Genomic DNA, 24,720 nt, shown 5'->3' with positions numbered 1-24,720 from the left:
CCCGTACGATGCGCCTGCGGCACGTGCTTCGACGGGCTCAGCACGAACGGTGTGGGCGCCGCGAAACACCCAAGCAAACACCCTTTACTCCGCCGCCGCCCGCTCGCACGTCAGGAACGCCACGAACCGGTTCGTCGACCCGTGCAGATCGCGCGCGCTGGTCGCCAGCGCGCTCGCGCTGTTGCGCACCGTCGCCGACAGCGTCGACGCCTTGCAGACCGTCTCGACCAGCGCACCGATCCCGCCGCCGATCGCCTCCGCCATATCCGCCGCGCGCGCCGCGCCGCCATCGACCGCCAGCGCGCTGCTGCGCTGCTCGTCGACCGCCACCTTGATCCCGCGCGCTGCCCCCGACACTTCCGCCACCGCCTGCGTCACCGTGCGCAATTTCTCGCCCGTCTCCGCCACCCCCTCGCGGATCCCCGCGATCAGCACCCCGATCCGGTCGCTGGCGCGCGTCGTGTCGGCGGAGAGCGCCTTCACCTCGCCCGCCACCACCGCAAAGCCGCGCCCCGCCTCGCCCGCGCGAGACGCCTCGATCGTCGCGTTGAGCGCCAGCAGGTTGGTCTGCGCCGCGATCCGGCGGATATCGTCGAGAAAGCCCTCGATCTGCACCGCCTGTTCCTCCAGCATCGCCGCGGTCTGCACGCTGCGCTGCGCCGCGGTGCTGACCCCATCGGTCAGGTGCGACTGCCGCTCGGCCGCCACTGCGATCGTCTGGATCGAGCGCGTCAGATCGCGGATCGACGCCGCGACCTGCGCGATATCGGTCGCGGCCTCGCCGGCGCTGGTCGCCGCCGACACCGCGTCGCCGCGCGCCGCGGCGGTTCCGCCTTCGAGCTGGATCGCCGCCTGCTCCAGTCGCTCGCTGGCCTGTGCGATCCCGCCGACGATCGACGTCACCGATCGTTCGAACTCGCCCGCCAGCATCATCAGCTCGCCGCGCCGTTCCTGCGAAAGCTGCGCCGCCTGTTCCCCGCGCCGCCGCCGCTCGCGCGCCGCGACTTCCTCGGCCAGCCGCGCCTGCTCCAGCGCGCTTTGGGTGGCGCGGCGGCCCTCCTCGGCGATCGCGGTCAGCTCGCGCGCGCGTCGCAGGCTGCGCTCCTGCGCCGCGAACAGCCGCTCCAGCATCAGCGTCACCACCGTCAGCGCGCCGAATTGCAACCCGACCGCGACGACATGGAACAGCACCCGCCCCAGATCACCGTTGCCGTCGAACACCCAGTCGGGCGCAAACCATTCGAGCAGCAGATGATGCACCGCGGTCAGCCCGGTCGCGAGCAGGATCGGCCGCCAGTCGGCGAGCACCAGCAACGCCGCCATCGCGACGAAGAAATACATATGCGCGTCCATCTGCCACGCGCGCCCTTGCAGCACGAACACCAGCAGTGCCGGCAGCACCGTCGCCAGCGATCCCATCATCGCCCGCGCGACCGCATCGTGCCTGCCCAGCATCATCATCGCGGTCGGCCCGATGTTGGCGAGCAGCCCGATCGCCAGCACTATCGGCAGCTTGCCGCCGCCGATCAGCACGTCGCCCACGCAAAGCCCGGCGAGCACGATCCAGCCTGCCCAGGCCCAGCCCTTGACGCCGTACAGGCGCATCCGGTCGAGCGGATCGGTCGCGGCGGTCATGCGACGGTCCCTTGTCGCGGGAGGGGCCCACAGCCGGCCGGCGGGGCGGCCAGCATCACGGTGCGCCACGGTCGAAGCTGCGCCGCGATCCGCGCGCGGCTCCCCACCACCACCAGCGATCCGCGCAGCGGCCCCTCGCCGAGCAGTGCCGCCCCCGACGACAGCGCCAGCCGCGCGGTGGCGTTGGCGTCGCGGTCGACGATCGGAATCAGCAGGATGCGCCCCTCGGCGGGCGGATACAGGCTCATGATCGCAAGTGCGGCGACGCCGACACCCGCCTGCGCCACGAGTAACAGCCGGTCGGAACGGTGATCCATTCCGCAGGTTTGTAAGAATCGGTGCTTAACTTACCGTAAGTGCGGAGCGATTTCTGCGCGCCGCCCTTGCTCAGCCAAGCCGTGCGAAGGCCGGCGCATGCGCTGCCTCGCCACGCTCCCCGCACGGCATCAACCCGCCCTGCACCGGCAAGGCCATCAGATGCGCGCCCGCGTACGGCGATGCGAAGTTCCTCGCGTAATCGGCATGAAAGCCGAACCGGGCGTAAAAGGCCGGCTCCCCCAGGACGAAGCACAGCACGACGCGCGCCGCCTCGATCCGCTCGATCCCGGCGTGGATCAACGCCTCGGCCACGCCTTGCCGACGATAGCTTTCGGCGACCGCCACCGGCGCGAGTGCGACCGCCGCGATCGCCTTGCCGCCGACATCGACCGCCATCCGGCTGAACGCGACCGCTCCGACCAGCGCGCCCCCAACCTCGTCGGCGTCCTCGTCGACTGCGACCATCATCAGCACCATGTCGCCGTCGACGCACAGCTGCCGCACCAGATCGGCCTCGTCGGCGCGCGGGAAGACGGTGCGGAGCAGCGCGTCGATCGCGGCGACGTCGCCGCCCTGCGCGGCGCGGATCGCGATCGTCACGCCTGTCGTGCTCACGCCAGCGCGATGTCCGGTGCGTCCTCGGCCTTCATCCCGATCACGTTATAGCCGGCGTCGACATGGTGGATCTCGCCGGTCACGCCGCTCGCCAGATCGGACAGCATGTAGAGCCCCGCGCCGCCGACATCCTCGATGGTCACGGTGCGGCGCAGCGGCGCGTTAAGCTCGTTCCACTTGAGGATATAGTTGAAGTCGCCGATCCCGCGCGCCGCCAGCGTCTGGATCGGCCCGGCCGAGATCGCGTTGATGCGGATGTTGTCGGGGCCGAGATCGACCGCGAGATACTTCACGCTCGTCTCCAGCGCCGCCTTCGCCACGCCCATGACGTTGTAATGCGGGATGACCTTTTCCGCGCCATAATAGGTCAGCGTCAGGATCGACCCGCCCTCGGGCATCAGCCGCCGCGCGCGCTGCGCCACCGCGACAAGCGAATAGGCCGAGATGTTCATCGTCATCAGGAAATTGTCGAGCGTCGTGTCGTAATAGCGCCCGCGCAGCTGCGACTTGTCCGAAAAGCCGATCGCATGGACCACGAAGTCGATCGTCGGCCATTCCTCGGCCAGCGCCGCGAAGGTCGCGTCGAGCGCGTCCATGTCCGCCACGTCGCAATCGAACAGCCGCGCGACGCCCAGCTGCTCGGCGAGCGGGCGCACGCGCTTCTCCATCGCCGCGCCCTGATAGGAGAAGGCGAGTTCCGCGCCGGCCTCGCTCAGCTTCTTGGCAATTCCCCAGGCTAGCGACTTGTCGTTGGCCAGCCCCATGATGAGCCCGCGCTTGCCCGCCATCAATCCGTTCACGCGTGTACCTGCTTCATTATTCACCCTGTCCGGTCCCCTCTACAACCGGTTCGGGCGGCTCCGCCAGTGCCGCGTTGAGGTGCGCGCCGAACACTAGCCCCAGCCCGATCAGATAGAAGAACAACAGCATCACCACCACGCCGGCGAGGCTGCCATAGGTCAGGTCGTAGCCGCCGAGCTGGGACAGCGCCCACGGCAGCCCCGCGGTCATGCTTACCCACCAGAATGTCGTGAACAGCGCGCCAGGCCATTTGCGCGCATCGCTGCGCCGATATTTGCCCGGCGTCACCGAGAAGAAGAGCATGTACAGCGCGCCGAACATGATCGCCGCCGGCACCAGCCGCGCGATGTTGAGCCACTCCGCGACATGCTGCGCGACCGGCAGCAGGCGATAGATGAATTGCTCGGCCGCGGTCAGGATACCCTGCACCAGAAACGCGAACAGCGCGATCACCACCGAGGCGATGATCGCGATGCTCAGCCCCAGCCGCGCGCGCCACAGCGACTGCGACGACCGCGTGCCATAGGCGCGACGGAAGATGTCGCGGATCGTCTCGGCGAAGCTGCCGACCGTCCACAACCCGACGAGCGCGCCGAACCACAGCAACGGCCCGGTCCGCGCCTGCAACACATTGGCGATTGGCGTCCGCAGCACCTCCGCCACGTCGCGCGGCAACACCGACAGGAAGCTCGCCAGTCCGTGCTGCACCTCGTCGCTCTGCCCGAACAGCGACGCCACCGCCGCCGCGACGATGAAGAACGGAAAGACAGTCATCAGCGCGAGATAGGCGAGGTTGCCGGCATGGATGAACCCGTCGGTCCACACCCCGATCACCGCACGTCGGAACAGTTCCCACGCATAGGCACCGGGGCGGACGCGCGCGAGCTGCCGGTCGAGCCTGCGCCGCGCGGCACCGTGATGGCGCGCGCGGTCCTCAGGCGTCAGCGAAAGGGGGGCGTCGGTCACGCACGCTCAGACGCCCATCGCGGCGCGCGGGTTCCCCCCGCCGTCCCAGCCGGCGACGAACGCCTTTAACGCCGCATCGTCCGCCGGCACGTCGACGATCAGCGTCACCAGCTGATCGCCACGCTCGCCGCCTTTGCGGTGAAAGCCTTTTCCCTTCAAACGCAATGTCTTGCCGGAGGTTGCCCCGGTCGGCACCGTGATCATCACCGGCTTGTCGACCGTCGGGCACTTCACCTTGCCGCCCTCGACCGCTTCCTTGATCGTGATCGGCAGGTCGAGTCGCACGTCGTCGCCCTCGCGCGTGAAGAAGCGGTGTGGCTGGACCTCGATCGTCACGATCGCGTCGCCCGCGCCGCCGGGGCCGTCGTCGCCCTTGCCCGCCAGCCGCATCTGCGTGCCGGTCTCGACCCCGGCGGGCAGCTTCAGGTCGATCGTGCTGCCGCTCGCCAGCGTCACGCGCTGCGGCGCCAGCGTCGCGGCATCGGTGAACGGCACGCGCAGCGAATAGGCGACGTTGCTGCCCTTGGGCGGCGGCTGCCGCCGGCCGAACCCGCTGGCGAACCCGCCCGCGCCCGCACCGCCGCGCCCGCGCGCGCCGCCGAACAGCCCCTCGAAGATGTCGCTCATGTCCGGCCCGCCGGCACCGCCGCCCATGCCGCTCATGTCGAAGCCCTCGGGCCGGAACCCGCCATTGCCCGCCTGACCGCGGCCCCCGGCGCCGAAACCGAACGGCGCGGTCGGGTTGCCATCGCCGTCGATCTCGCCGCGGTCGAAGCGCGCGCGCTTGTCCTTGTCGGTCAGCAGGTCGTAGGCGCTGGTGACCTGCCCGAACTTCTCCGCCGCCTTGGGATTGTCGCGGTTGCGATCGGGATGCAGCTCTTTCGCGAGCTTGCGATACGCTTTCTTGATGTCCGCCTCGCTGGCGCCGCGCGCCACGCCCAGCGTCGCATATGGATCGGCCATGTCGTCCCCGGTTGGTGTGTTACTCGCCTATGTGGGGGAGTGTCGCGCGAAGCGCAATCGTTACGCGGGCTCTCCGATCGGCTCCGCGATCGGCTCGATGATCGGCGCGACGTCGACGCTGACCTCCATCGCCTGCGCGCCCGATCCCAGCACCACGCCGTCGACCGGCGCGATCTCGGCATAGTCGCGCCCGATCGCGACGACGATATGGTCGCCCGCCATCCAGATGCCGTTGGTGGGATCGACCCCGACCCAGCCGCGCACCGGCCCGCACCAGATCAGCACCCACGCGTGCGTCGCGTCGGCGCCGACCAGCCGCTCCTGCCCGGGCGGCGGGATGGTGCGGATATAGCCCGAGGCATAGGCCGCGGGCAGCCCGGCGGCGCGCAAGCCCGTCAGCATGATCTGCGCGAAATCCTGACAGACGCCGCTGCGCTTGGCGAACGCCTCGTGCGGCGGCGTATCGACCAGCGTCGCGGCGGGATCGAACGCGAAGTCGCGCTGGATCCGCCGCGCCAGCGCGATCCCGGCCTCCAGCACGTTGCGGTCCGGCGACAGATCGGGCGCGCAATAATCGGCGATCGCGCGGTCGAGCGGGATCAGCGGCGATGGGAACAGATACGCCGCCGGCCCCGCCGCCGACACGTCCACCGACGCGCGCGCCAGTGCGCAGACCTCGGCGATCGTCGGGTCGCTGGCGTCGGGCACCGGCACCAGCCGGTCGACCGTGATCCGCGCGACGCTCTCGATCGTCAGCCGCCGCACGCGCTCGTCGACCACCAGTCGCGTGACATGCGCCAGCCCGGCCTCGGCATGCGCATCCATCGTCCGCCCCGAGGGCGCGACGTGCAGCGCATAATCCTCCAGCTTCTGCCCCGGCCAGTCGATCGGCTTCAGCCGCAGGTTGCAGCGCGCGAACTTGACCGCATTGCCGTAATCGAAGCGGGTGATGTGGCGGATGTCATAGCGCATCGGTCAAACTTTTCCGCTCCCGATCCCCGTTCGTGCTGAGGAGGCATTGAGCTTGTCGAAATGCCGTCTCGAAGCACCTCGAGGCGCGCACCCTTCGAGACGAGGCTTCGACAGGCTCAGCCTCTCCTCAGGGCGAACGGAGATGGTGGAGAGAACAATCGGGTTCACGCCAGCGTCAACCCGCTCGCCCGCAACGGCTCCGCGCCCTGCAGGAAATACCGCCGCGCGATCGCCTCCGACAGCCGGAGCAGCTGATGCTCCACCGTCGACATAGTCTCCGCTCCCAATCTCCGTTCGTGCTGAGGAGGCATGAGCTGGTCGAAATGCCGTCTCGAAGCACCTCGAGGCGCGCGCCCTTCGAGACGAGGCTTCGACAGGCTCAGCCTCTCCTCAGGGCGAACGGGGGTAGTGGAAAGAACAATTGGGTTCACGCCAGCGTCAACCCGCTTGCCCGCAACGGCTCCGCGCCCTGCAGGAAATATCGCCGCGCAATCGCCTCCGAAAGCCGGAACAGCCGATGCTCCACCTCCGACAGCGTCTCGGGATCGAGCAGCGCCGCCTGTGCCGGGGCGACCAACGCGTGCAGCTCGGTCGCCTCGATCTGCTGCGGCTCGGCCATGCCGTCGTCGTCGAGCACCGGCAGCGCGGCGAGATGCGCGCGGATGCAATCGACCTGAAAGGCGAGCGCGCGCGGATTGCCCGGATCGAGCACCGTCAGGTCGACCACCGGCACCCGCGCGATCCCGGTCAGATAGCGCTGGCGATAGCTGATCTGGCTGTCGGCGAGATCGAGCAACGTCGACAGATCGCCCGCCGACGCGCCGCTCATCCCGAAGATCCGCGCCGCGCGGGTGATCGCGCGCGCGCGCTCGATCCGCCGGCCGAGATCGTGAAACCGCCACGCCGCGGTGCGCCCCATATGCTCGGCCGACAGCCCCGCGATCGCGGCATAGCGGCGCTGGAGCGAGCCGGCGCGGTCGAGCATCCCGCGATGCGTCGGGAAGGGCGCATCGAGCAGCCGCACCATGTCGACCGACAGCCGGTCGCGCGATCCGCCCGCGATCCGCTGCGCATGGGTGTTGATCGCCGCCACCGATTGCCAGCCGTCGCGCGCCTCCATCGCGATCCGCGCGAACGCGATCAGGTCGGCGCGGCGGAAGCTGGCCGGGGTGGGGGCCGCGCCGCTGTCGACGATCTCGGCGACCAGCTTGGCGATCGTCGCCTCGTCGGGGGCCGCGCCGGTATCGGCGTCGATCGAATGGCCCAGCATGACGCGGATCGCCGCCAGCAACGCCTCGCCGCGTTCCAGATAGCGGCCGAGCCAGAAGAAATTGTCCGCGACGCGGCTCGGCAGCGTTCCCGGATTGCGCCGTACGTGCAGCGAATCGGGCGCGGGCAGCAGCGACACCGGCGACACCGGCTCCGCCCCGTGCACGCACACGTCGGCCGACCACGTGCCCTCGCCCAGCACCGCCGCGCGCGGGTCCGGATGCTCCCCGATCCGCGCGAACCCGCCCGGCAACACCTGCCAGTTTCCCTGCGCATCGCGCGCCGCGAACACCCGCAACGTGAACGGCCGCGGCTCCAGCCGGTCCTCGATGATGACCGGCATCGTCGAGAGCCGGATGATCTCCTGCCCGACGTAATCCTGCGGCCGGCGGGTGAGGTCGTCGAGGAAGGACGCGCGCTGCTCGGCCGTCAGGTCCGCCCCCGCCACCGGCGCGTCACCCGGCAGCCCCAGCGTCCGCGCGCCGAACGCCGGGGACAGCAGCATCGACCCAAACTCGCCCGCGACATGCGCCGCCTCGCGCGGCTGCCCGCACCACCAGGTCGCGATATTGGGCAGGATCAGGTCCGCGCCGGTCAACCGCGTGCTGAGCTGCGGCAGGAAGGCCCCGAACGCGGGGCTTTCCAGCACTCCCGCGCCGGGCGCGTTGGCGAGCACGACATTGCCCTGCGCCCACACGTCGATCAGCCCCGGCACCCCGATCCGCGAGTGCGAATCGAACGCCAGCGGATCGAGCAGCCGCGGGTCGAGCCGCCGCCACAGCGCGTCGACGCGCTTCAGCCCCGCGATCGTGCGGACGTAGAGCCGATCCTCCAGCGCGGCGAGATCGTCGCCCTCGACCAGCAACAGCCCCAGATAGCGTGCCAGATGCGCCTGTTCGGGATAGCTGGGATTGTAACGCCCGGGCGTCAGCAACCCGATGCGCGGATCGCTGCGCCGGCATGCCGCCGCCAGCCCCTCCCGGAACGCGGCGAAGAACGGCGCATGGCGGCGGACGTTGAGCCGGGCCTGCAACCCGCCGAGCGTGCGGCTGACCGCGAGCCGGTTTTCGAGCGCATAGCCCGCCCCGGTCGGCGCGCGCAGGTGATCGGCCAGCACCCGCCACTCGCCCGACGGACTGCGCCCCAGATCGATCGCGACGAAGTGCAGATGATGCCCGCCCGGCGGTTCGAGCCCGACCAGCGGCCGCAGGAAGAACGGGCTGCCGGTGACGAGCGTCGCGGGAAAATGCCCGCGCTCCACCAGCCTGGACGGGCCGTAGAGATCGGCGAGGATCGTCTCGAACAGGTCGGCGCGCTGGATGATCCCGCGCTCGATCGATGCCCATTCCTGCGCCTCGATCAGCAGCGGCATCGGGCTGACCGGCCACGGCCGCTCGCTGTCCTCGCCGATGATGCGAAAGCCGGTGCCGATATCGATCGCGTGCCGCTGCACCCGCTCGCGCGCATGGCCGAGATCGTCGCCGGCGATCGTGGACAATTCCTCGAGCTCCGCCAGCCACGGCGCGGCATTGCCGCTGCGCATCGTGTCGGACGGTGCGCCGGCATAATCGTCGTAACGGCGGCGGGCAAGGGTGCCGGGGTCGAAGAGGGGCTGCGTGGCCAGCGTTTCCTCCTTCAGCCAACCGGTCGGGACCGTAGTGGCGCAGCCGGGTTAAGCAATCGGAATCGACCGACCCGCCTCAAAGGTCCGGCAGCACCTGATCGGCGATGCCCCAGCCCTTCAGCGATCGCCCGTTGGCGCGTGCGATCAACGCATCGGCATCCCCGACATGCCAATGTGCCGCGCTGTCGAGGTCGCGCAGCTCGGTCCACGACACGGGCGCCGCGACCGGCGCGCCGGCGCGCGCGCGGGCGGCATAGGGCATGATCGCGGTAGCGCCGCGCTGGTTGCGCAGATAGTCGATGAAGATCCGACCCTTGCGCTTGGCCTTGCTCATCACCGCCACGAACCGTTCTGGATCGGCATGCGCCAGCGCCCGCGCAAAGCGTTCGGCGAAGTCGCGCACTGCCGGCCATTCGGCCTTGGGGGTCAGCGGCACGACGACATGCACGCCCTTGCCCCCCGACAGCAGCGGAAAGCTCACCAGCCCCAGTTCGGCGAGCTGTTCCTTCAGGTGCACGGCGGCGCGCTTGGTTTCCTCGAAGCCGAGCCCCTCGTCGGGATCGAGATCGAACACCATCCGGTCGGGCCGTTCGAGCGCGTCGACGCGCGATCCCCAGCCGTGGAACTCGATCGTCCCCATCTGCACACACGCGACCAGCCCGTCGGCATCGTCGACATACAGGTAATTCTCGGTGCTGCCGTCCTTCTCGCGGATCGGCACCTGATGCACGGTGTCACCGAACGATCCGGCGTCGTGCTTCTGGAAAAAGCATTGCCGCGCCCGTCCTTGCGGGCAGCGCACGAGGCTGACCGGGCGATGCCCGGCCCACGGCAGCATGATCCCGGCGACCGCGGCATAATAATCGGCGAGCTGGCCCTTGGTGACGGCGCTCTCGGGAAAGATCACGCGATCGCGATTGGTCACCTTGATCCGCGACTCGACCGCCGGCACCGGGGCGGGGGCCTCGGCGACCACCTCCGCCGCCGGCTTGTCGCCGCGCAGCCCGATGAAGCTCGAATGCCGCAGCACGCCGTCGAGCGTCGTCTCGGCAAAGGCGACCTCCGCGACCAGCACGGGCTTCACCCAATGCGCGTCCTTCACCGCGGCGCGCGGCGCGTCGACGGTGGCGGTCTTCCGCGCCAGCTTGTCGAGTCGCGTGCGCAGCTTGTCGATCATCGCGCTGTCGAACCCGGTGCCGACCTTGCCGGCATAGCGCAGCGTGTCGCCGTCATGCACCCCGAGCAGCAACGACCGCAGCCCGCGCGACTTGGTGGAGGGCAGCCAGCCGACGATCACGAATTCCTGCCGCCGGGTGCATTTGATCTTCAGCCACGCCGGCGTCCGCCGCCCGCGATACGGCGCGTCGGCGCGTTTGGAGACGATGCCTTCATACCCTTCGCGGCACATCGTCTCGAACAATTGCTCTCCAGAACCGGTGATATGCTCGGCGAAGCGCAGCCTTTCCTCTCCATCGCCGACCAGCGCGCGCAGCCGCTCCTTGCGCGCGACGTTGGGCTGGTCGCGCAGATCCTCGCCATCGAGTTCGAGCAGGTCGAACGCGAACAGCGTCATCGCGCCGCCCGCGCCGATCGCATCCTTCAGCGTCGAGAAATCGGGTCGGCCGTCCTTGAACGCGACGATCTCGCCATCGATCAGCGCGGTCGTCGCGGGCAGCGCGGCGGCGGCTTCGGCGATGCCGGGAAATTTGTCGCTCCAGTCGAGCCCGCTGCGCGTAAAAACCTTCGCCTTGCCGCCCCCGACCGCGACCAACGCGCGATAGCCGTCGTATTTTACCTCATGTATCCACCCCGCACCGCTCGGAACGCGCTCCACGAGCGTACAAAGCTGCGGCGGCTCGTACGCCGGCGGCTTGCCCGTCTTGCGCTTCCGGCCAGGTTTCGCCGGTGCGCCGCCACGCTTGCCCTCGGCGATCTCCTGCATCGTCCGCCCGGTCGCAACGCTGGTCAGCGCGGTCTCCACCAGCGTGTCGGTGCCGCCGGCCTCGCCATCCTCGATCTTGCGTAACAGCCAGTTTTCGCGCCTTTCTTTCCCGCGCGGGCGCAGCCGGATCAGCAGCCACTCGCCCTTCATCCGCTCGCCGTCGAGGATGAAATGAAGGTGGCCCTTGTCGATATCGGCGGCGCTCTTGCCCTTGACCGGCGACCAGGTGCCGCGGTCCCACAACATCACCGTCCCGCCCCCATATTCCCCGGCCGGGATCGTCCCCTCAAACGTCTGATAAGAAAGCGGATGATCCTCGGTCCGCACCGCGAGACGCTTCTCGTTCGGGTCGAGGCTCGGCCCGCGCGTCACCGCCCAGCTTTTCAGGACGCCATTGACTTCCAAGCGGAAATCCCAGTGCAGCCGGGTCGCATCATGCTTCTGGACGATGAAGCTGTTTCCCTTGCCCGGCGCGAGCGTCCCGGCCGGCTCGGCGGTCTTCGCGAAATCGCGCTTGGCATTGTAGAGGGCAAGCGGATCCGTCGTCACGTGCCCCTCCCGCTACGGCTATGACGTTCAAGCACTTTTCTTCGCCGCCGGTTTGCGGGCAGCAGGTTTGCGCGTCGACGTCTTCTTCTCCGGGGTTTCGCCCTTGCCCTCCATCGACTTCTTGAGCGCCGCCATCAGATCCACCACGTTCGAGCCCGGGCGCGCGCCGTCGCCACCCTTGTCCTCGATGATCTTGCGCCCCTTCGCCTTGCGCTTGCGCTCGATCAGGTCCTTGAGCGCGTCGACGTAGCGGTCGTGGAACCCGGCCGGATCGAATGCGGCGGCCTTCTTCTCGATCAGCGCTTCGGCAAGATCCAGCAATTCGGCGTCGGGCTTATCGTCGGGAATGTCACGGAAATACCCCTGTGCGCGGTGCACCTCGTCGGCGTAGCGCAAGGTTTCCAGGATCATGCCGCGCCCACACGGCTTCAGGCTGACGACATATTCGCGCCCGCGCATCGCGAGTTGCCCCAGGCCCACCTTCTTCGTGCGGCGCAAGGCTTCACGCAACACGATGAACGCTTCTTCGGCAAGGTCGTCGGCGGGGACGACGAAATAGGGCTTCTCGTAATAGAGCACGTCGATCTCGTGCGCGTCGACGAACTGCGTCAGCTCCAGCGTCTTCTTCGACTCGAGCTTCACCGCGTCAATTTCGTCTTGTTCGAGAAGGACATATTCGCCCTTCTCGATCTCGAAACCCTTCATGATCTCGTCGGTGTCGACCGGGCCGACGCCGGGTGCGACCTTCTCATATTTGATTCGCTGGCCGCTCGGCTCGTGGATCTGGTGGAACGCGACCTGCGCGCCGGACTTGGTGGCCGAATAGATTTCAACCGGGATCGACACCAGCGCCAACCGGATCTGTCCCTGCCAATATGCGCGCGCCGCCATCGGATTCGCCCCTCGTTGCGAAAGCGATTCAATCGCCGGGCGCGGACACGGTTCCGCCCTTTGATCTGCGTCTAGTTGGTCGCGACGACAATGATGACCTTTCGATCCGATGGCGATAAAAGCGCCGGCATGGCCGACGATCCCTTCTCCTTGTTCGACCGCTGGTTCACCGAAGCGCGCGAGAGCGAGCCGAACGATCCCAATGCGATGGCGCTCGCGACCGCGGATGCCCGCGGTCGGCCGTCGCTGCGGATGGTGCTGCTCAAGGGGCACGGGCCGGACGGATTCGTCTTCTATACCAACCGTGGCAGCCGCAAGGCCGCCGATCTCGCCGTCAATGCGCAGGCGGCGTTGCTCTTTCACTGGAAGTCGCTGCGTCGTCAGATCCGAATCGAGGGCGCGGTGACCCATGCCAGTAACGAAGAGAGCGACGCCTATTTTGCCACGCGCGGGCGCGATTCGCAGCTCGGCGCGTGGGCGTCGGAGCAGTCGCGCCCGCTCGATGACCGTGCCACTTTCGAGGCGCGTTTCGACGAAATGAAGGCCCGCTTCGACGGGCAGGACGTCCCGCGCCCGCCCGATTGGGGCGGCTATCGCATCACCCCCGACCAATTCGAGTTCTGGCACGATCGCGCGCATCGCCTGCATGAACGGCGCGTGTTCACGCCCGACGAACACGGCGGATGGACCGAAGGGCTGCTGTTCCCATGACCCGCGACGAACGCCGCCGCATCATCCCGCTCGCGATGCGCGCCGCGCTGGCGAGCGTGGCGATGGCCTGCACCTTGTTGATCGTGAAGGCTTATGCCGCATGGCATACCGGATCGATCGCAATGCTGGGCAGCCTTGCGGACACCGGCCTCGACCTGCTCGCCAGCCTCGTGACCTTGTATGGCGTCAAGCTCGCCGCCGAGCCCGCGGACCACGATCATCGCTTCGGCCACGGCAAGGCCGAGGCGCTGGCCGCATTGTTCCAGGTCGTGCTCATCACCGCCTCGGCGATCGGGATCGCGGTGCAGGCGATCCGCCGCTTTTCGGATCCCGTCGCCAACGAGGACGCCGGCTTGGGGATCGGCGTATCGATCGCCGCGATCGTCGCGACCTTCGTGCTGCTCGCCTATCAGCGCAGCATCATCCGCCAGACCGGCTCGATCGCAATCATGGCCGACAACGTCCACTACCAGTCGGACATGCTGCTCAACGTCGCGGTGATCGCAGCGCTGGTGCTCGACCAATATGTCGGCATCTCGGGCGCCGATCCCGTCTTCGGCATCGCGATTGCGGCGTGGCTGGCATGGGGCGCCTTCCAGGCGTCGAGCCAGGCGATCGACATGCTGATGGACAAGGAATGGCCCGAGGCGCAGCGCGCCGCCTTCATGGAGGTCGCCGCGCGCCAGCCGGGCATCCGCGGCATCCACGATTTCCGGACGCGCCGCGCGGGCAGCCACGATTTCGCGCAATTCCACATGGAGGTCGATGCGACTCTGTCGGTGCGTGACGCGCATGATATCGTCGAGCGTGTCGAGCACGCGCTGCGCGATACCTTTCCGCGCGTCGAGACGCTGATACATCTCGATCCCGAGGGGCATGTCGATACCGATAACCCGTTGGTCGAGGCGGATGTGACGCCGCACTGGTTCTCGAAACGGCTGTAGGCGGCGGGCGGTGCGCATTCCGTTCACGCAGGTCGATGCCTTCGCTGCGCAGGCCTTCGGGGGCAATCCGGCGGCGGTAATGCCGCTGCCGGGCTGGCTCGACGATGCGACGCTGCTGCGCATCGCGCAGGAGAACAACCTGTCGGAAACGGCCTTTCTGGTGGCGGACGCCAGCGGAGCGGCGAACTTCGAGCTGCGCTGGTTCACGCCCGTCGCCGAGATCGCGCTGTGCGGCCACGCAACGCTCGCCGCCGGGCATGTCGTGCTCGCGTCCGATCCGGATCGCGACGTGGTGCGCTTCCGCACGCGTCAGTCGGGGGTGCTGGAGGTCGCGCGCGACGGCGCTGACTACGCGCTGGCGCTGCCTTCACTTGCCCCGGTGCCGCGCGATTTGCCCGACGTGGTGGCTGCGCTCCGGGTAGAGGCGGTGGAGACGCTGTGGCACGATGCCGGCTACGCGGTCGCGGTGCTGGCGGACGAAGCGGCGGTGCGCGGCTGCTCGCCAGATCAGGCCGCGCTCGCTGCGCAGGGGCGATGGCTGGTGATCGTCACCGCGCCCGGCGACGCCAGCGACATCGTCAGCCGCGCCTTCACCCCGGCATTCGGCATTCCCGAAGACCCCGTCACCGGGAGCGCGCACGCAGTCGTCGCACCGTATTGGGCGCAGCGGCTGGGGCGTGACCGCTTCTCGGCCTATCAGGCGAGCGCGCGCGGCGGCCGGATCGGCTGCCACGTCGTAAAAGATCGGGTCGTGCTGAGCGGGACGTGCGTGACGACGATCGAGGGCACTTTCCTGCTGCCTTGATCGTCAGATCAGTCCCTTCGCGCGCAGGCTGACCTGCCCGTTCAGCCCGACGATCAGATGATCGTGGACCGCGATGTTGAGCGGCTTGCCCGCCGCGATGATCGCGCGGGTGATGTCGATGTCGGCGCGGCTGGGTGAGGGGTCGCCGGAGGGATGGTTGTGGACCAGGATCAGCGCCGCGGCGCCGAAATCGAGCGCGCGCCTGATGACCTCGCGCACATGCACCGCCGCTTCGTCGATCGTGCCGCGTGCCATCACCTCGTCGCGGATGAGCATGTTGCGGGTATTTAGATGCAGTACGCGGAACCGCTCGACCATGTCGTGCGCCATATCGGCATGAAGATAATCGGACAGCGCCTGCCAGTTCGACAGCACCGGCGCCTCGCGGGTGCGGGCGCGCACGAGCCGGATCGCGGTGGCATGCGCGACGCGGACCGCTGCGGTGCTGGTGTCGCCCATGCCGGGGACGCGCGCGAGCGCGGTCGGGTCGGCGGTGAACACGCCCGGCAGCCCGCCGAATTCGCGCAGCAATGCCTTGGCGAGCGGCTTGGTATCCTGTCGCGGGATCGCCAACGCGAGCAGATATTCGAGCAATTCGTGATCGAGCAGCCCATCCGGATCGGCGAGCAGGCGCGCGCGCAGGCGGGCACGGTGCCCCTTTGCATCCAGCGCGCGCGTTTCGTCGTCGTTTTCGGCCATGCGCGCCGGGGTAGGTCGGTTCGTCGCCCCGCGCAATTGCGTGTGCGCCGCGCGCTGCCCTATGACGGCGGCACGATGAGCGATGCAGGCCAGCAATCGACAGGGCGCGCGTGAGCGACGCAGGCCGGCGCATAGTGGTGGCGGTATCGTTGCTGGCGCTCGCGGCCGGCGGCGGCCTGTGGCTGTCACGCGTGCCGATCGCGACGCGGGTGATCGACAAGGAACTGGCGGCAAAGGGCGTGCCCGCGCGCTACCAGATCGCCGATCTGGGGCTTGGGCGGCAGCGGCTGACCGATGTGGTCATCGGCGATCCGGCGCGGCCCGACTTGGTCGCCGACTGGGTCGAGACCCAGACCGACCTGACCCTATCGGGACCGAAGCTGGTGGCGGTGCGCGCCGGGCATGTGCGCGTGGCGGCGCGGCTGCGCGATGGCAAATTGTCGCTGGGTGCGATCGACCGGCTGCTGCCCGCGTCGTCGGGCGGACCGGTGGCATTGCCTGCACTCGACGTCGACGTGGCGGATGCGCGGATCGCGCTCGACTCTCCCTTCGGGGCGGCGGCGTTGCGGCTGAGCGGGCGTGGACGGCTCAACGACGGCTTTCGCGGGCGGCTGGTCGCCACCGCGCCGCTTCTGTCGGTGGCGGGATGCCGGATCGGCGCGCTCCGGGCCGACATGGCGCTGCGCGTGACCGCAACCGCACCCCGCGTCGCCGGCCCGGCGCGCGCCACCGCAATCGCCTGCGGTGGCGTGATGGCGCAATCGGTAGCCGGAGACCTCGATCTCGGCCTGTCCCCGCGGCTCGACCGTTGGTTCGGGCGGACGCAGGTCACCGCGTCGCGGGTTAGGACGACCGCCGCGACCCTCCGCAACGTCAATCTGGCGACACGCTTTCGCGGTGACGCCGATCGCACGAGCGGGGTCGCGACCGTGATGGTGGACGGGGTGCAGACCGCGGCGGCGAGCAGCGGAGCGACCGACTGGCATGGTCAATGGCGGCTGACGAACGGTCGCGCGACGCTGGCGGGCCGCCTCGTCGCGCAGCATGTCGCACTTGCCCCCACACGGCAGCGCCGGATCGCGGCCCTGGGCGACGGTGCGGCGGGGCTGCCGGTCGCACCGTTGCTGTCGGGTGCATCCCGTGATGCGGCGCGCGCGAGCCGCGATATGCAGGTCGCCGCCGAACTCGCGCTGGCGACCGGCGCGCAAACGTTACTGACGATCGAGCGTGCGACGATGACGGCGGCGAGCGGCGCGCGCGCCGTGCTCGACGACGGCGCAGTGACGATCGGGCACCCGGCGGGGGTGCAGCTCGCCGGGCAGATAACGCTCGGCGGCGGCGGGCTGCCCGCCGCGACGGTGCGCCTGGCGCAGTCTGCACCGGGTGCCGCGATCAGCGGAACGGCACAGATCGCCCGCTACGCTCGAGATGGCGCGACCCTGACGCTAACGCCGGTGCGCTTCACGACCGGCGGGCAGGGCGCGACGCGGATCACGACCGAGGCGACGCTCAGCGGGCCGCTGGCGAGTGGCCGTGTCGAACGGCTGCAAGTGCCCATCGCGGCATTGTGGGACCGGCGCGGACGATTGACGGTCAACAGCGGGTGTACGCCGGTCGGCTTCGAGCGACTGACGATTTCCAGTCTCATGCTGGCTCATGGCGCGTTGCGGCTCTGCCCGATCCGCGCGGCGCTGGTCGAGATTGCCGGCGGGAGCGTGCGTGGCGGCGCGCGGCTCGGCGCGACGCGTCTCGCAGGGACGCTCGGCGGATCGGCCCTAGGGCTCGACACCGGCAGCGCGACGCTGACGCTCGCGGATCGCCGCTTCGCGCTCCGGGACGTCGCGACGACGATCGGCACGACCCGGATCGCAGCGACACAGTTGGTGGGTCAGGTAACCGGCGGCGGCGCGCAGGGGACGTTCACCGGCGCCGGCGGTCAGGTCGGGACGGTGCCGCTGCTGATGAGCGCGGGCGAGGGCAAATGGCGGTTCGATGGCCGCCGGCTGGTGCTCGACGGGGCGCTTCGCGTCGCCGACACCGCCACGTCGCCGCGCTTCCAGCCGATGGCAGCGCGCGACGTCGCGTTCGTGCTCGAGGGTGGAACGATCCACGCCACCGGTCGACTGGTCGAGCCGACCACGAGCACGTCGATCGCGGAGCTGGCAATCGATCACCGTCTGTCGAGCGGCAGCGGCAAGGCGACGCTGACGGTGCCGGGGATCACCTTTACCAAGGGATTTCAGCCGGAGCTGCTTACGCGCCTCACCTTCGGGGTGATCGCCGACGTTGCGGGCACGATGCGCGGCGCGGGCGAGATCCGCTGGACCCCGCAAAAGGTCGACAGCAGCGGCACCTTCTCGACCGACGCAATGAACCTGGCGGCGGCGTTCGGCCCGGTCGAGGGGCTGGCAGGGAAGATTCGTTTCACCGACTTGCTCGGGCTGGTCAGCGCGCCGGACCAGGTGGCGACCGTGACCTCGATCAATCCGGGTATCGCGGTGACCGATGGGCGGATCGTCTACCGCTTGCTCCCCGAGTTGAAGGTGCAAGTCGATACCGCGCGCTGGCCGTTCGCGGGCGGCACGCTGACGCTGGAGCCGACCGTGCTGGATTTCGGATCGGACGCCGCGCGGCGGATGACCTTTCGGGTCGAAGGGATGGATGCAGGCAAGTTCCTGCAACAGTTCGATTTCTCAAACCTCAACGCCACCGGCACCTTTGACGGCGTGCTGCCGATGCTCTTCGACGAACAGGGCGGGCGGATCGCGGACGGGCGGCTAACGGCGCGCGCCGGCGGCGGGTCGATCGCCTATCTGGGCGAGCTGACCGAGAAGGATTTGGGCTTCTGGGGCAATCTGGCGTTTCAGTCGCTGCGCTCGCTGACCTACCGCAGCCTCGACGTGCAGATGAACGGGCCACTCGCGGGCGAGATGGTGACAGGCGTCAGCTTTACCGGGATCAAGCAAGGCGAGGGGGCGAAGAGCAATTTCCTGCTCCGCCGGCTGACGCGCCTGCCGATCCGCTTCAACATCACGATCCGCGCGCCCTTCCGTGGGCTGATCGATTCGGCGGCGAGCTTCTACGACCCGCAGCGGTTGGTGAAGCGCAACCTGCAGGCGTTGATCGACGAGCAGAACCGGAAGACGGGCGTTCAGCCGCCCGCAAGCGAGAATGTACCATGACGGCAACAGGATTGACGAACGCGATGCGCCCCACGACCTATGCCCTGATGGCGATGACGATGCTGGCCGGCGGACTGGGAGGCTGCGTGAACATTTCCGCCCCCGACAAGCCGATCCAGATCAACCTCAACATCAACGTGACGCAGGAAGTGGTGTATCGCCTCGACAACGAGGCCAAGTCGCTGATCCAGCAGAACCCGGGGATTTTCTAAGCCATGCGTATGAAGAGCCTTGTCGTGATCGCCGCGCTGGTCGCGGTGGCCCTGCCCGTCGCTGCCTGGGCGCAGCGCGACCCGGCTTATGCCGCGGCGCGCGCCGCGGGCGAGGTCGGCGAGCAGCCCGATGGCTATCTGGGCATCGTGGGCGGTGGATCGGCATCGCTGCGTGCCCTGGTCAGCAACATCAACATCCAGCGCAAGGCGGCTTACACGCAAAAGGCGCAGGCGTCGGGCGCGACCGTCGAGCAGCTTGCCTTCACCAGCGGGTGCAACCTGATCGCGCAGACCAAGACGGGCGAAAAATACCGTGCGCCTGACGGATCGTGGCAGACGCGTGGCGCGGGCGCGCCGCAGCGCGATCCGCGCTGTGTCTGATCCCGTCGCCTTTGCGCAGGCGGGGGCCATGGCTGTCTCGTACTTCGGGACGGCATGACGCATAGGCGGTGGTAGTGGCTCGGATGTTGCGCGGGACGGCACAGACTTAGGCTCCTGCCTTCGCAGGAGCGACGGCGGTGTTGACACCCCCGGACCCCCCGTCTAACCGGACCCTGCCTTGGCGGGGCTGCTCGCCGCTTGCGCGCACCCTTGTCCCCGGCGAGAAAAAACCAGGGTGAGGGTGGCTGCGTGGCGGAGAACGGTTCCGGACGGGATTTCCACGACGCGGACGACCCGCGCCTGACACAGCTCGATCGTCGACTGGAGCAGGCGCGCAGGGACGAAGCGATTCGGCAGGGAACGGTGCGTGACGATGCGGATGCAGGGTATTCGCTCGGCAATCGCGTACTCGCCGCCCTGATCGGAAGTCTGGTCGGATCGGCGCTGATCGGCTGGTGTATCGACCGCTGGTTCGGCACCGCGCCGTGGGGACTGATCGTCATGCTGTTCCTCGGGATCGGCGTGGCGTTCAGGCAAATCATTCGGTTGACGAGCAAGCGTCCGGGCGACCCGGGCGCTTGACGTATGTGAGAAGCGGGAATCCGGCAGTGGCGGCAGAAGGCGGCAAGATCGATCCGATGCACCAGTTCCTGATCGAGCCTGTGCTCGGTCGGCCCTGGATCGTGGGCGGCTATGATCTGTCCTTCACCAATTCCGCGCTGTGGATGGTCATCACGCTAGTCGCGCTGTGGCTGTTCATGCTGGGGGGGATGAAGCGCGAGCTGGTTCCCGGCCGCTGGCAGGCGGCGGTGGAGGGCTTCACGGGCTTCGTCCAGAACATGCTGGTCTCGAACGTCGGGCCGGAGGGCAAGCGCTTCGTCCCCTACGTCTTCTCGCTGTTCATGTTCATCCTGTTCGCCAACGTCCTTGGCCTGATGCCGGTCGGCATCGTGCCGGGCTGGCACCCGTTCACGATCACCAGCCATCTGACCGTCACTGGCGTGCTGGCGATCATCAGCTTTTCGATCGTGCTGATCGTCGGCTTCGGCAAGCACGGCTTCCATTTCTTCAGCCTGTTCGTGCCGCACGGCACGCCGCTGCCGATGATCCCGCTGATCTTCGTCGTCGAGCTGCTGAGCTTCCTCGTCCGCCCGTTCTCGCTGGGGCTGCGGCTGTTCGTCGCGATGACCGCGGGGCACATCCTGCTCAAGGTGCTGGCGGCGTTCGTCATCAACGGCATCAATCTCGGGCCGGGCTATATGGCGATCGTGTCGCTGCCCAGCTTCGTGCTGATGATCGGCATCACGCTGCTGGAGCTGCTGGTCGCGGCGATCCAGGCGTACGTCTTCGCCCTTTTGACCAGCGTCTATCTGAACGACGCGGTCAACCTGCACTGAGTTTCTTTTCCACCACTGAATCTTTTCGAACGGGAGTTATTATCATGGACGCAAACGCCGCCAAGCTGCTGGGTGCCGGTCTCGCTGCGATCGGCATGGGCATCGCCGCGCTGGGCGTGGGCAATGTGTTCGCCGCCTTCCTCGAAGGCGCGCTGCGCAACCCGGGTGCTGCCGACGGCCAGCAGGGCCGCCTGTTCATCGGCTTCGCCGGTGCCGAGCTTCTGGGCCTGCTCGCCTTCGTGACGATGATCATCCTGGTGTTCGTCGCGTAACCACGCCGACGACATGGCCCCGCCCGCAGCGGGCGGGGCTGACCTAGGAAGCGGATCACCATGCCCCAAATCAGTCAGATCGCCGCCACCTATGCCTCGCAGCTCTTCTGGCTGCTCATCACCTTCGGCATCCTGTATTTCGGGATCGGCAAGATGATGGTGCCCCGAGTGCAGGGCGTGATGGAATTGCGTGAATCGCAGATTGCGCAGGACCTTGCCACCGCCGAGGCGGCACGGGTCGAAGCCGATCGGACCGAGACGGCTTGGAACGCCGACATGGACGCCGCGCGCGCCGCGGCGCAGGCCGAGGTCGCCGCCGCCAAGGCGCGCGCCCAGGCCGCGGCTGAGGCGCAGCTACGCAGCGCTGATGCCGATCTGGCAGAGCGTATCGCGCATCACGACGTCGCCATCGGCAATGCCAAGGCGGCGGCGATGGTCAACGTACAGACGATCGCGACGGAGGCCGCGCAGGAGCTGGTGCAGCGCCTGTCTGGCGTCGCGGTCCCCACGGACGCCGCCAACGAGGCGGTCCGCAGGCAGCTGAATCATGGCTAATCCTTCCACGCTGGCGCAGGACCTCGAGGCGCAGCCGCTCGAGCATCAGGATATGGCGAACGGCAGCGGCATCCATGCCGGCACCACCGCCGGCGACGGTGAATCGCACGCTGCGCCGACCGCATTAGGTCTCAACGACACCGGCTGGGTCGGCATTGCGGCGCTGGTCGTGCTGATCGGCATGGTAATCTGGAAGGTGCCGGCTGCGATCGGTGCGATGCTTGACAAACGCATCGCCGAGATCCGCCACCAGCTCGACGAAGCCGCCGCGCTCCGCAAGGAAGCCGAGACGCTGCGCGATGAATATGCCGCCCGCGCGCGCGGTGCCGAGGTCGATGCCGCAAAGATGCGGGACAACGCGCACCACGAGGCGGCCGAGATCGTCGCCAAGGCCAAGCACGACACCGAGTTGCTGATGGAGCGCCGCACGCGCATGGCCGAGGACAAGATCGCCGCTGCCGAGCGCGCCGCGATCGCCGAGGTCCGTGCGCGCACCGCCGAGGCCGCGACCGCGGCGGCGGCGGCGCTGATCGCCGAGCGCCACGGCGCCGATGCCGACCGCCCGTTGATCGACCGTGCGATCTCCGGCGTGGGGCGCCTCAACTGAGCTGATCGCTTGTCAGACGGGACGAGGCGGGCGCGATCAGCGCCCGTTTTCGTTTTTGGTCGGTCTTGAGACTGGCCATCTTTCTTGCGGATCGCGAGGACGGCATGGCGTTGACAAGCAGCCTTCTTGCGTCATTGCGAGCGTAGCGAAGCAATCCAGGATCGACCGACTCCCCGGGCTCCAACATCCTCCTTCCGCCATTCCAAACCTGATCCGGGATCCCGCTACCGACCGATGTCGCAAGAAGCGGGGCCTCGGCTCAAGGCCGGTGCGACGAACGAGGTGAGGATCCGTCCGGGGATCACCGGACGTTGATCGGCCCTGGATCGCCTCGCTACGCTCGCAACGACGGACAGGCCGAGCGTCATCTGACCGGAAGGAAGCCCGACGATGCGATTCCCGATCACTGCCGCAGTGTTGCTCGCCTCGGCCGCGGCACCCACGATGGCGCAAGCGCCCGCCGCGCCGCCGACCGCCGCGACAAGTGCCGACGCGCGGCTCCGCCAGCTCTTCCATGACAGCGACGAGGGCAGCCTGCGCCGCAACCCGGTGCAGGCGCTGTTCCGCGGCGACATGCGCTATGCCGACCAGCTCGGCGACTTCTTCTCCGACGCGCATCTCGCCGCCGAGCGTGACGCCACGCGGCAGGATCTCGCGACGCTCGCCACGATCGACCGGGCGAAGCTGACGCCGGTCGACCAGATCGCCTATGACGTGTTCAAGCAGCAGGCCGAGCTGAATCTACGGGGCTATGCGCCGGATCTTATCGAGACGCAGATTGTCCGCCCACTCGACCATTTCTACGGTTTGCATACCTTCTACCCCGAGCTGGCGTCGGGGCAGGGCGCGGCACCGTTCAAGACCGTTGCCGATTACGACAACAACCTGAAGCGGAACGCGCAATATGCCGCGCAGATCGATGCCGCGATCGCGCGCTTTCGCGAGGGTATGAAGAGCGGGATCGTTCAGCCCAAGCTGGTCGTCCACAACATGATCGGGCAGCTCGACAATCTGCTGGCGGGCGGTGCCGAGGCGTCGCCGTTCTACGGTCCAGTCAAGACCTTCCCCGCGGCGATGCCGGCCGCCGATCAGACACGGCTGCGCGCCGCCTACACCCGCCAGATCGCCGAGGTGCTCAACCCGGTGCAGCAGCGGCTGCGTGATTTCCTCCAGAACAATTATCTGCCGGTGGCGCGCGACAGCGTCGGGCTATCGGCGATGCCGGGCGGCGCAAAGCTCTACGATTACCTGATCGAATCGAATACGACGTTGCCGCTCAAGGCCGATGCGGTCCACAAGCTCGGTCTGTCCGAGGTTGCACGGATCACCCGCGAGATGGAGGTGCAGAAGGCCAAGGTCGGTTTCAAGGGCACACTCCCCGACTTCTTCGCTTTCCTGCGCACCGACAAACGCTTTCAGCCGTCGTCCGCGACGCAGCTCCGCGAGGGTTATGAAGCGATTGGCCGCCGCGTCGACGCGCGGGTGCGCGAGCAATTCTCGCTGATCCCTAAAACGCGGCTGGAGATCCGCCCGGTTCCGGCGTTCAAGGAGAAGACCGACGCTGGCGGCTCCTATCAGTCTGGCACCCCAGACGGTTCGCGGCCTGGCGTCTTCTATTACAACACTTACGACCTGCCGACGCGCTATATGTGGGAAATGGAGACGCTTTATCTCCATGAGGCGGTGCCGGGGCATCATTTCCAGATCAGCCTCGCGCAGGAAAACGACGCCCTCCCCGCGTTCATGCGCTTCGGTGGCAACACCGCCTATGTCGAGGGCTGGGCGCTTTATTCCGAGACCTTGTGGCCGCAGCTCGGAATGGAAACCGATCCATACCAGCGAATGGGCGGGTTGAACGACGAGATGCTGCGCGCGATGCGGCTGGTGGTCGACACCGGCATCCATGCCGAGGGTTGGACGCGCGATCAGGCCATCGAGTACATGCTCGCCAACTCGCCGATGTCGCGCACCGACGCGACGGCCGAGGTCGAGCGCTATATCGCGATCCCCGGGCAGGCGCTTGCCTATAAGATCGGCCAGTTGACGATCTCCCGCGTGAAGGCGAATGCGCAGAAGACGCTGGGCGCGCGGTTCGATCCGCGGAAATTCCATGCGCAGGTGCTGGATACCGGCGCGTTGCCGATGCCGGTGCTGGAGAAGAAGATCGCCGATTGGGCGAAGGCGGGGGGCAGGTAAGGCCGCCGCGATCATCCTGGATACCGTCCGTGGCGAAGAAGGGGGATGCGGTGCCACAACAAGCCGTCGCCCCTGCGCAGGCAGGGGGGCCATGTCTGTCGAGTGAGGCGCCCGGTATGACACACGTCGCGCGCTCGCTGTGTCGGGCGGTCCGAGAGGCGACGGCAGCCAGAGGCCCCTGCCTGCGCAGGGGTGACGGTGTAACTTGGCGACG

General features: G+C 68.2%; 23 protein-coding genes. 12 read left to right on the top strand and 11 right to left on the bottom strand.

What is annotated here, in order from left to right; all coding sequences use genetic code 11:
* Positions 1-84 precede the first annotated feature (84 nt).
* The 10 genes from AADI75_RS06390 to AADI75_RS06345 form a co-directional block, all read right to left on the bottom strand.
* A complete protein-coding gene (locus AADI75_RS06390) occupies positions 85-1,635 on the bottom strand; it encodes a methyl-accepting chemotaxis protein (protein WP_341208207.1) in 1,551 nt (516 codons plus the stop codon).
* Positions 1,632-1,952: a hypothetical protein gene (locus AADI75_RS06385; RefSeq protein ID WP_341208206.1), complete on the bottom strand. Its 321-nt coding sequence runs from the start codon at positions 1,950-1,952 to the stop codon at positions 1,632-1,634. Before AADI75_RS06385 ends, AADI75_RS06390 begins: the two co-directional genes overlap by 4 nt.
* A 70-nt stretch (positions 1,953-2,022) precedes the next feature.
* Complete coding sequence (locus AADI75_RS06380; RefSeq protein ID WP_341208205.1) at positions 2,023-2,568, bottom strand: N-acetyltransferase; 546 nt, start codon at positions 2,566-2,568, stop codon at positions 2,023-2,025.
* Positions 2,565-3,368, bottom strand: coding sequence for an enoyl-ACP reductase FabI (fabI, locus tag AADI75_RS06375; protein ID WP_341208204.1), 804 nt, complete (start codon positions 3,366-3,368; stop codon positions 2,565-2,567). Before fabI ends, AADI75_RS06380 begins: the two co-directional genes overlap by 4 nt.
* A 16-nt stretch (positions 3,369-3,384) precedes the next feature.
* A complete protein-coding gene (locus tag AADI75_RS06370) occupies positions 3,385-4,335 on the bottom strand; it encodes a YihY/virulence factor BrkB family protein (RefSeq protein ID WP_341208203.1) in 951 nt (316 codons plus the stop codon).
* 6 nt (positions 4,336-4,341) lie between these two features.
* Positions 4,342-5,298 carry a DnaJ C-terminal domain-containing protein gene (locus tag AADI75_RS06365; RefSeq protein ID WP_341208202.1) on the bottom strand — a complete coding sequence of 319 codons (957 nt, stop codon included), beginning with the start codon at positions 5,296-5,298 and terminating at the stop codon, positions 4,342-4,344.
* Between the two features lie 60 nt (positions 5,299-5,358).
* The gene (locus AADI75_RS06360; RefSeq protein ID WP_341208201.1) at positions 5,359-6,270 is read right to left on the bottom strand and encodes a transglutaminase family protein; all 912 of its coding nucleotides are present in this window, start codon (positions 6,268-6,270) and stop codon (positions 5,359-5,361) included.
* 427 nt (positions 6,271-6,697) lie between these two features.
* Positions 6,698-9,082 carry a circularly permuted type 2 ATP-grasp protein gene (locus AADI75_RS06355; RefSeq protein ID WP_341208200.1) on the bottom strand — a complete coding sequence of 795 codons (2,385 nt, stop codon included), beginning with the start codon at positions 9,080-9,082 and terminating at the stop codon, positions 6,698-6,700.
* A gap of 157 nt (positions 9,083-9,239) precedes the next feature.
* Positions 9,240-11,654: a DNA ligase D gene (gene ligD, locus AADI75_RS06350; RefSeq protein WP_341208199.1), complete on the bottom strand. Its 2,415-nt coding sequence runs from the start codon at positions 11,652-11,654 to the stop codon at positions 9,240-9,242.
* Positions 11,655-11,681: 27 nt separating this feature from the next.
* A complete protein-coding gene (locus tag AADI75_RS06345; protein WP_341208198.1) occupies positions 11,682-12,545 on the bottom strand; it encodes a Ku protein in 864 nt (287 codons plus the stop codon).
* A gap of 129 nt (positions 12,546-12,674) precedes the next feature.
* Between AADI75_RS06345 and pdxH the strand changes: the two genes are divergently transcribed.
* Genes pdxH through AADI75_RS06330 form a run of 3 tightly spaced genes read left to right on the top strand, consistent with a single transcriptional unit; the run spans position 12,675 to position 15,005 of the window.
* Positions 12,675-13,256 (top strand): pyridoxamine 5'-phosphate oxidase, encoded by a 582-nt coding sequence (gene pdxH, locus AADI75_RS06340; protein ID WP_341208197.1) that lies wholly within the window; start codon positions 12,675-12,677, stop codon positions 13,254-13,256.
* Positions 13,253-14,200 carry a cation diffusion facilitator family transporter gene (locus AADI75_RS06335; RefSeq protein ID WP_341208196.1) on the top strand — a complete coding sequence of 316 codons (948 nt, stop codon included), beginning with the start codon at positions 13,253-13,255 and terminating at the stop codon, positions 14,198-14,200. The genes pdxH and AADI75_RS06335 overlap by 4 nt, the downstream gene beginning before the upstream one ends.
* A gap of 10 nt (positions 14,201-14,210) precedes the next feature.
* The gene (locus AADI75_RS06330) at positions 14,211-15,005 is read left to right on the top strand and encodes a PhzF family phenazine biosynthesis protein (protein WP_341208195.1); all 795 of its coding nucleotides are present in this window, start codon (positions 14,211-14,213) and stop codon (positions 15,003-15,005) included.
* A 3-nt stretch (positions 15,006-15,008) separates the two neighbouring features.
* On the opposite strand, the gene radC is transcribed toward AADI75_RS06330, so the two are convergent.
* A complete protein-coding gene (gene radC / locus AADI75_RS06325; RefSeq protein WP_341208194.1) occupies positions 15,009-15,704 on the bottom strand; it encodes a DNA repair protein RadC in 696 nt (231 codons plus the stop codon).
* Positions 15,705-15,814: 110 nt separating this feature from the next.
* Between radC and AADI75_RS06320 the strand changes: the two genes are divergently transcribed.
* The 9 genes from AADI75_RS06320 to AADI75_RS06280 all read left to right on the top strand — a co-directional run bounded on the left by AADI75_RS06320 (position 15,815) and on the right by AADI75_RS06280 (position 24,506).
* Positions 15,815-18,886 carry a YdbH domain-containing protein gene (locus AADI75_RS06320; RefSeq protein ID WP_341208193.1) on the top strand — a complete coding sequence of 1,024 codons (3,072 nt, stop codon included), beginning with the start codon at positions 15,815-15,817 and terminating at the stop codon, positions 18,884-18,886.
* Positions 18,883-19,098, top strand: coding sequence for a YnbE family lipoprotein (locus tag AADI75_RS06315; protein ID WP_341208192.1), 216 nt, complete (start codon positions 18,883-18,885; stop codon positions 19,096-19,098). Before AADI75_RS06320 ends, AADI75_RS06315 begins: the two co-directional genes overlap by 4 nt.
* A 9-nt stretch (positions 19,099-19,107) precedes the next feature.
* A complete protein-coding gene (locus AADI75_RS06310) occupies positions 19,108-19,479 on the top strand; it encodes a YdbL family protein (protein ID WP_341208191.1) in 372 nt (123 codons plus the stop codon).
* A 249-nt stretch (positions 19,480-19,728) separates the two neighbouring features.
* Complete coding sequence (locus AADI75_RS06305; protein WP_341208190.1) at positions 19,729-20,061, top strand: AtpZ/AtpI family protein; 333 nt, start codon at positions 19,729-19,731, stop codon at positions 20,059-20,061.
* A gap of 26 nt (positions 20,062-20,087) precedes the next feature.
* Positions 20,088-20,876, top strand: coding sequence for a F0F1 ATP synthase subunit A (locus tag AADI75_RS06300; protein ID WP_341208189.1), 789 nt, complete (start codon positions 20,088-20,090; stop codon positions 20,874-20,876).
* 44 nt (positions 20,877-20,920) lie between these two features.
* A complete protein-coding gene (locus AADI75_RS06295; RefSeq protein WP_019515901.1) occupies positions 20,921-21,148 on the top strand; it encodes a F0F1 ATP synthase subunit C in 228 nt (75 codons plus the stop codon).
* A gap of 60 nt (positions 21,149-21,208) precedes the next feature.
* On the top strand, positions 21,209-21,703 hold the full coding sequence (locus AADI75_RS06290; protein ID WP_341208188.1) for an ATPase: 495 nt from the start codon (positions 21,209-21,211) through the stop codon (positions 21,701-21,703).
* Positions 21,696-22,310, top strand: a complete 615-nt coding sequence (locus AADI75_RS06285) for a hypothetical protein (RefSeq protein ID WP_341208187.1) — start codon at positions 21,696-21,698, stop codon at positions 22,308-22,310. The genes AADI75_RS06290 and AADI75_RS06285 overlap by 8 nt, the downstream gene beginning before the upstream one ends.
* A 390-nt stretch (positions 22,311-22,700) precedes the next feature.
* Positions 22,701-24,506: a DUF885 domain-containing protein gene (locus AADI75_RS06280; protein WP_341208186.1), complete on the top strand. Its 1,806-nt coding sequence runs from the start codon at positions 22,701-22,703 to the stop codon at positions 24,504-24,506.
* Positions 24,507-24,720: the final 214 nt, after the last annotated feature.

The organism is uncultured Sphingomonas sp., from assembly GCF_964021865.1.
GTDB lineage: Bacteria > Pseudomonadota > Alphaproteobacteria > Sphingomonadales > Sphingomonadaceae > Sphingomonas.
The sequence above is the reverse complement of the archived record's forward strand: the minus strand, read 5'-3'. Positions and strand labels throughout refer to the sequence as shown.